This window comes from Monashia sp. HAY1-2A (genome assembly GCF_056755315.1).
Genome location: NZ_JBNDHY010000615.1, coordinates 1 through 249 on the forward strand (window position 1 = coordinate 1; position 249 = coordinate 249).

The 249-nt window shown below is 61.8% G+C and carries 1 protein-coding gene; it reads right to left on the minus strand.

What is annotated here, in order from left to right:
* Window positions 1-15 precede the first annotated feature (15 nt).
* The coding region (locus ACPYOM_RS23255) for a hypothetical protein (protein WP_481347783.1) at window positions 16-249 on the minus strand (234 nt) is incomplete at its 5' end.

Sequence of the window (249 nt, forward strand, 5' to 3'; positions counted from 1 at the left end):
GCACGCAGTGGACTCCTAACCCCTTAGGCAGAAATACGCCATTCCGAGCACGCCTCGGTAGCCCTCTTCATATGCGGCGCGCTGCTCCTCATATTGCTGACGGACCTGCCCCGCGGCGGGATGGTCGGCATCATGTGTTTCCAGCCAACGGGTAAATCTCTCCCGATACCCGGCTTCGAAGACGTCCCACTCCTGAATGCTTGCCCGGTCGTCGTCCACCACCTCGAAACCGGCGGCGCGGATCTGCTC